Below are 6,939 nucleotides of genomic sequence, written 5' to 3'. Positions count from 1 at the left end.
AAATAGCACCATTTTATAATGATGCTTCTCCAAGTAAACCTATTTTATATAAAGTGTTAACCAAATGAAAAATAGCCTAAAGATAGAAGGATTTTGCATGCTAGGGTTAGGCATATTCATGTTTCCTATTTTAGTATATTTTATCGGCATATATTTTGCACTACCTCTTTGGCAAATGGCAGGAATCATTTTATTTTCGCATTCTTGTTTGGGTATAATGCTAGGATACGGCTTAAAATATAAGGAAGGGTTTAATTTTACATACCTAGAAAAAATAGAGAAAACAGAAAAATAATATGATAGAGAGTTTTTTAGGATTACTTCTAGGTATTGTAAGTACATTTTGGGGATATTCTTTTTTTAAAAAGAAAGAGAGTAAAGAACTTACAACACATCAATCTACCGTTTTACTAGAAAAAATAAAAAGTGTTTGTAAGTTAATTTCTGTAGAAGGAGATTTTGCAGAAATATATAAGTATGAAAATACCAAAGAACGTTTTATGAGTTTGGTGAGCAGTAAAAAGAAAGCACTTATTCTTATTAATGCTAAGGTGCAAATAGGATATGACCTTAAAAAGATTTTTATGTATGCAGATACCAAAAACAAGAAAATTATTTTGGAACAATTTCCGCAACCAGAAGTACTTTCGATAGTCCCAGAATTAGAATTTTATGATATTAAAAATGGTTTTTTTAATTCTTTTACCCCAGACGATTTAACAACTTTGAACCAAGAAGCAAAAAAACATATTAAAGATAAAATACCCGAAAGCGGATTAATGGATACCGCTAGCCGCGAGGCTCTAGAGGCTGTTTTGTTAATAGAAAGTATAGTGCAAACAATAGGGTGGCAGTTAGATTATTCTGCTCTTGAGTTAACGGAGGCAAAGAAAAAATTATTAGACACATAAAATGAAAAAGATATTTATACTTGTAATGGTATTAATTAGTGCCGTAAAATGGACTAGGGTTATCGTTTACAATTCTGTTTCTATTCCTTAGCTTTTAATTATGAATATAGAAGAATTTAGAGAGTATTGTTTAACGAAAAAAGGAATAACAGAGGAGTTTCCTTTTGATGCCCATGCGCTTGTTTTTAAAGTTATGGGAAAAATGTTTGCATTGTGTGCCTTAGAAAGAAGACCGCTACAAGTAAATCTTAAATGTAACCCAGATAGGGCTATTGAACTTAGAGAAGAGTATGATGGTATTATTATACCTGGGTATCATATGAGTAAGATACATTGGAATACAATGTTCTTAGAACAAATTGCACCAGAACTAACCAAAGAGCTTATAGATCATTCTTATGATTTAGTAGTATCTAAGCTCACAATAAAACTTAAAAATACCTTAAACAAACTTTCTTAAAAGTCTATTTACATATCTTTAGGCAATATTAATAGTAATGCTCAAAATATGCAGGAATTAATTTCCTTTTATACCCAAGAGATAAGTAAATACAAGAATGAATTAGCACGTGTAAAAAAACAATTATATGCATCTAGTATGTTGCGTTTATTTGTTTTTTGTGTAGCAGCCATAGGTATTTACTTTTTGTATGGGAATACGAAGTTTATTGTTGGTATTGTTTTAGTAACAATAGTCCTGTTTTTATATTTAGTAACAAGGCATAGTCAGTTACAAAAGCATCGTGATAAATTAAAAGCATTAATTGCAATTAATGAAACGGAAATAGAGGTCCAAGAAAGAAAATTTCAGCATTTACCAGATGGGGAAGAATTTAAAAACCCGTTGCACTACTATAGCCAAGATATAGATTTGTTTGGCCGCGGTTCTTTTTATCAATATAGTAATAGAACAGCTTTAAAACATGGTAGCGAGACGCTTGCAGAGCTATTTAACGAAAACTCTATAGACAATATAGATGAGAAACAAGAAGCCATAAAGGAGCTTAGTAAGATGCCTAAATGGCGGCAAGAATATTCGGCAATAGCATCTTTGTCTAAAACAGAAACACAGGTAGATGCTATTGAGAAATGGCTAGTAAACTACACCCCATTTATGCCCAAAATTATGAAGTACATACCTTTGGTTTTTTCTGTATTTTCTTTAACTATATTAACGCTTTACTTTCTAGATATACTTCCAGAATCTTCATTAATAATTTGGTTATTTGTGGGCTTAGGAGTTACAGGAATTTTTACTAGAAAGATAACCAGGTTAGGTACTAATTCTTCCAAGGTTCAAGATACTTTTGAGCAGTATAATAAGCTATTAACTATTCTAGAAAATACAGAATTTAAGTCTGTGTTACTGCGAAAAAGAAAGGAAGAGATAATTTCTGATAATAGAAGAACGTCCAAAGTTATTCATGAGTTTTCTCGGCATCTTGGTGCTTTAGATCAGAATAGCAATATGGCGTATTTAATTTTTGGTAACGGCCTTTTTTTACGTGGATTAGCTACCTGCTTTAAAATTGAAAAATGGATTGCTATACATGGAAAATCTGTAGAAAAATGGTTTAGCGTAATAGCTTTTTTTGATGCCTATAATAGTTTAGGGAATTTTGCATTTAATCATTCAAAATATACCTACCCAAAGCTTGTAAATGATACTACAATAATTAAATCTAAAAATGCAGGACACCCATTACTTAATCCAGAAACTACAGTATTAAATAATATACATATAGATAAGGAACAATTTTTTATAATTACCGGAGCCAACATGGCAGGGAAGAGTACATTTTTACGAACCGTTTCTTTGCAAATAGTTATGGCAAATTTAGGCCTGCCTGTTTGTGCTAAAGAAGTTACCTATTCTCCCATAAAATTAATAACTAGTATGCGAACTACAGATTCTCTTACGGATGATGAATCGTATTTCTTTTCCGAATTAAAACGATTAAAGTTCATTGTAGACCAAATACAATTAGATCGTTACTTTATTGTTTTAGATGAGATATTAAAAGGAACTAATAGTACAGATAAGGCAATTGGTTCTAGAAAATTTATAGAAAAATTAGTACGTTCTAAATCTACAGGAATAATTGCTACTCACGATTTAAGTTTATGCGAATCCGCAGAGGAGCTAACACAAATAAAGAACTATTATTTTGATGCTGAGATAGTTAATAATGAGCTGCATTTTGATTATTCTTTTAAGAAAGGTATTTGTAAAAATATGAACGCTTCCTTTTTGCTTAAAAAGATGGAAATCGTGGATTAGCTATCTAATCAATATAACTATATTTTTATTTTACTTAGAATCGATTGATGCTGTTTTTTTATTAGTGTTTATCAATAAAATAGGCATAATCTTTTAGAGAGTTAGTCTAAACCAATTTTCCATTCACCTACAGTTAAACGTATTTCACCGATAATTAATTTTTTTATTCAAGTAATTAGTGGAGATTTGTAGTATAAATCTGATAATATGTTAAATGTATTGTTTATTGAGGATGATGCTATTGAAACAATGAAACTAAATAGAACTGTTTCAAAGTTACAATTAAAGCACAAAATTACAGAAGCTAAAAATGGGGAGGAAGCCCTCGCATTTTTGAGGTCTGATGAGGTATTACCAGATATTATACTATTAGATTTAAATATGCCGAAGATGAGCGGTATAGAATTTTTAGGAATATTAAAGGAGGATCCTATCCTTAAGTATCTTCCTACAATTGTGCTGACAACATCTGAAAATAGAGCCGATTTGTTAGAATGTTATCGTATAGGAATAGCGGGTTATGTTATAAAGCCCTTAAAATATGAGGATTACGAGATAAAAATGGCCAGTGTTTTTACATATTGGGAGTGCAATGAGTTAGTTAAAGCCTAGCCTTAATTTCGCTTTTCACAACAATTTTTTTACAAAAAGAAGTATAATTCCTACATTTATTCAAGAAATTGATTATAATTTTTTGCAATGAAAGGAATAGTTTTTACAGAATTTTTAGAAATGGTAGAGTCGGAGTTTGGCCTAGAAGTGGTCGATTCTATTATAGAAGCTTCTAATCTACCCTCAGAAGGAATCTATACCTCTATAGGAACCTACGATTTTAATGAAATGATTAGTCTAATAACTAATCTAAGTTCTAAGGTAAAAATACCTATAGATGATTTAATCTATGCCTTTGGCCTCTTTTTATTTTCTAGCTTAGTAAATGCGCACCCAGAGGTTGTTGCAAATTACAAGTCTCCTATTTCTCTTCTCTACTCTATAGAGGATCACATACATGTGCATGTGAAAAAAATATACCCAGAAGCAGAATTACCAACATTTAAAGTTTTGGAGAAAACTAAAAATTCAATTTCTTTAATATACTGTTCTTCCAGAGGTTTATATAGATTGGCTCATGGATTAATAGAAAAGTCGTTTGAACATTTTAATACTACGGCGAAAGTAAAATATAAATTATTGCAGGAAGATGGAACAGAAGTAAAATTTGATATAGTACAAGATGGAGAATAAGGAAATAGTTTTACTTAAAAAGGCACTAGAACGACAGAAAAAAGCGAGAAAGCAGGCCGAAAACATCTTAGAAAAAAAATCTAAAGAGTTGTATGATACTTTGATACAACTGAAAGAAGCAAATAGAATTTTAGAAAATTTACTAGACGATGAATCCTCTCAAATGGGGAATGTGTTTGTGAATATGGTGGATCCTTATATCGTAATGGATTTAAAAGGGAAAATGATAAAAATGAATACGGCCGCTGAGGAATTTTTGGGTTATACTATTGAAGATGATATATTACTGTCCGATTTAGTGCATCCGGAGTATAAAGAATACTCCAAAAATTCCTTTAGTGCTCTTTATGCTACAGGGGTTATAAAAAGATTTAGGCCAAGAATATTTACCAAAGAGAAAGGCTTAAAATACATAGAGATTAATGGTAGTATTATCAAAGATAGTTCTGGTAAATCGATTGCCGCGCAGGGTGTTTTACGGGATATTACGTATGAATCTGAGATGAAATCTTTGTTAGATTTGCAAAGAAAAAGATTAAATATTATTGTTGAAAATTCTCCACTTGGAATTCTGTTAACCGTAAAAGGCGAGTTAATAAAAAGCAATAAGACAATCCAAGAAATGTTAGGGTATTCCGAAGATGAATTAATGGTATTACAGACACAAGATTTTATTTCGTTGGAAAGCTTAAAGGCATCTCAAGAGCTCCGAGACGAAATGTACGCAGGAAATATTCATCATTTTTCGTTGAATAAAAAGTACTTAAGAAAAAATGGCACCTTCTTTTCAGCTAAAACAACGGTAAATGCGGTTCATAATAATAAAGGTTTGTTAGAGTATGAGGTAGCATTAATCGAAGATATAACCAATGAGTTAGAGCTCGAAGAGGAAAAAATTCAATTAGTTAAAGATTTAGAATCTAGTAATAAAGGGCTACAGGAATATGCGCATATTGTCTCTCACGATTTAAAATCTCCCCTAAGAAGTATAAGTGCACTAACCACATGGATGTACGAGGATTATAAAGATAAGCTAGATGATAATGGTGTTTTTAACCTTAAAATGATGCAAGAAAAGGTGGAATCTATGGATAAGCTTATAGATGGAATCTTAAAGTATTCTACTATAAAAAGCGATAATTTAGATAATTCTAGTGTAGATGTAAATGAGGTGGTTAAAGAGATTACAGATATAATTTATATACCAGATCATGTAAGGGTAGTAGCAGTAAATACGTTGCCAACTATTTTTGCAGATCGTACAAAAATTCACCAATTAATCCAGAATTTTTTGAGTAATGCGGTAGTGCATATTGAACAAAAAAACGGATTAGTAGAAGTCGGTTGTGTGGAACGACCAAAATATTGGGAATTTAGTATTAAGGATAATGGTGTTGGTATACCGAAAGAATATCACGAAAAGATTTTTAAAATATTTCAATCCATTGGTAATAAAGAGCGATCTACAGGTATTGGCTTATCTATAGTAAAAAAGATAATTGACCTTTATGAAGGTAAGGTTTGGTTAGAAAGTGAAATTGGTAAAGGAACTACTTTTTTCTTCACTTTAAAAAAGCAAAAATGAGAATACAACAAGGGATTAAAGAAAAGAATAAAAGTTGGAGATTTTTAAGGGAAGAAAAAACCCTTAAAAACCCCTTAGTTCTAGTCTTTGGAAATAGGTTTATGCTCGAGGATGAAAATATGTATTCAGAAATAAAATCTATTTTTCCAGACGGAGAAATTGTTTTTGGTTCTACTTCAGGAGAAATTATAGGTGATAGAGTAATAGATGATAGCGTGTGTTTAACGGCTATAGAGTTTAACAAAAGTACCTTTGCAATTGAAAGTGAAAATAGTAAAAATTTTAATAACGATATAGAAAATTTAGGAATAGCACTCATAGAACGCTTACCAAAAGAAGGTTTGCGACATGTTTTTGTAGTCTCAGAGGGAAGCAATGTTAATGGGTGTAAATTAATTTTAGGTTTAGAAAAACTTCTAGATAACACAATTAATATTTCTGGAGGGCTATGCGGAGACGATTCTAGATTCGAAAAGACATTAGCATCTTATAATAGTAACCCTAAAGAAGGAGAGGTTATTGTTATAGGCTTGTACGGAGAAAGTTTAGAAGTTAGTTGTGCTAATTATGGAGGATGGACAAGTTTTGGTCCAGAACGTATTATTACAAAATCGGATACTAATATTTTGTACGAGTTAGATGGTAAACCAGCCTTAGACCTGTATAAAGAGTATCTTGGAAATAAAGCTAAAGAATTGCCAGAAGCAGCCTTGCTTTACCCTCTTAGTGTTAAAATAAACGAAAACGAAGAGACGATTGTAAGAACTATACTAAATATCGATGAAAAGGAAAATAGTATGATGTTGGCAGGTGATGTGCCAGAAGGATCCATTGTTCAACTGATGATGTCTACTGTAGACGATATCGCAGAAGGAGCTTCTAAAGCAGCATCTTTAGCAATGAGGAATAGAAAAACT

At 31.4% G+C, this 6,939-nt stretch carries 8 protein-coding genes; all 8 read left to right on the top strand.

Features of this window, described 5'->3' with window-relative positions; translation table 11 throughout:
• Window positions 1-64 precede the first annotated feature (64 nt).
• The gene (locus tag QZZ51_RS15630; RefSeq protein WP_291871355.1) at window positions 65-295 is read left to right on the top strand and encodes a DUF4260 family protein; all 231 of its coding nucleotides are present in this window, start codon (window positions 65-67) and stop codon (window positions 293-295) included.
• A gap of 1 nt (window position 296) precedes the next feature.
• Window positions 297-911 (top strand): DUF4230 domain-containing protein, encoded by a 615-nt coding sequence (locus QZZ51_RS15625; RefSeq protein WP_291871353.1) that lies wholly within the window; start codon window positions 297-299, stop codon window positions 909-911.
• A 100-nt stretch (window positions 912-1,011) separates the two neighbouring features.
• On the top strand, window positions 1,012-1,371 hold the full coding sequence (locus QZZ51_RS15620) for an MmcQ/YjbR family DNA-binding protein (RefSeq protein ID WP_291871351.1): 360 nt from the start codon (window positions 1,012-1,014) through the stop codon (window positions 1,369-1,371).
• A gap of 48 nt (window positions 1,372-1,419) precedes the next feature.
• Entirely contained in the window at window positions 1,420-3,192 is a 1,773-nt protein-coding gene (locus QZZ51_RS15615) for a DNA mismatch repair protein MutS (RefSeq protein WP_291871349.1), read from the top strand.
• Window positions 3,193-3,399: 207 nt separating this feature from the next.
• Window positions 3,400-3,804 (top strand): response regulator, encoded by a 405-nt coding sequence (locus tag QZZ51_RS15610; protein ID WP_291871347.1) that lies wholly within the window; start codon window positions 3,400-3,402, stop codon window positions 3,802-3,804.
• Window positions 3,805-3,891: 87 nt separating this feature from the next.
• The gene (locus tag QZZ51_RS15605) at window positions 3,892-4,437 is read left to right on the top strand and encodes a heme NO-binding domain-containing protein (RefSeq protein WP_291871345.1); all 546 of its coding nucleotides are present in this window, start codon (window positions 3,892-3,894) and stop codon (window positions 4,435-4,437) included.
• Window positions 4,427-6,022, top strand: a complete 1,596-nt coding sequence (locus QZZ51_RS15600; RefSeq protein WP_291871343.1) for a PAS domain-containing sensor histidine kinase — start codon at window positions 4,427-4,429, stop codon at window positions 6,020-6,022. Before QZZ51_RS15605 ends, QZZ51_RS15600 begins: the two co-directional genes overlap by 11 nt.
• Window positions 6,019-6,939, top strand: a 921-nt coding sequence (locus QZZ51_RS15595; protein WP_291871342.1) for an FIST N-terminal domain-containing protein, incomplete at its 3' end; no start/stop codon positions are given. The genes QZZ51_RS15600 and QZZ51_RS15595, both read left to right, overlap by 4 nt.

The sequence above is a fragment of the Maribacter sp. genome, from assembly GCF_016744255.1.
Lineage (GTDB): Bacteria > Bacteroidota > Bacteroidia > Flavobacteriales > Flavobacteriaceae > Maribacter_B.
This window is presented reverse-complemented; position numbering and strand designations above follow the sequence as displayed.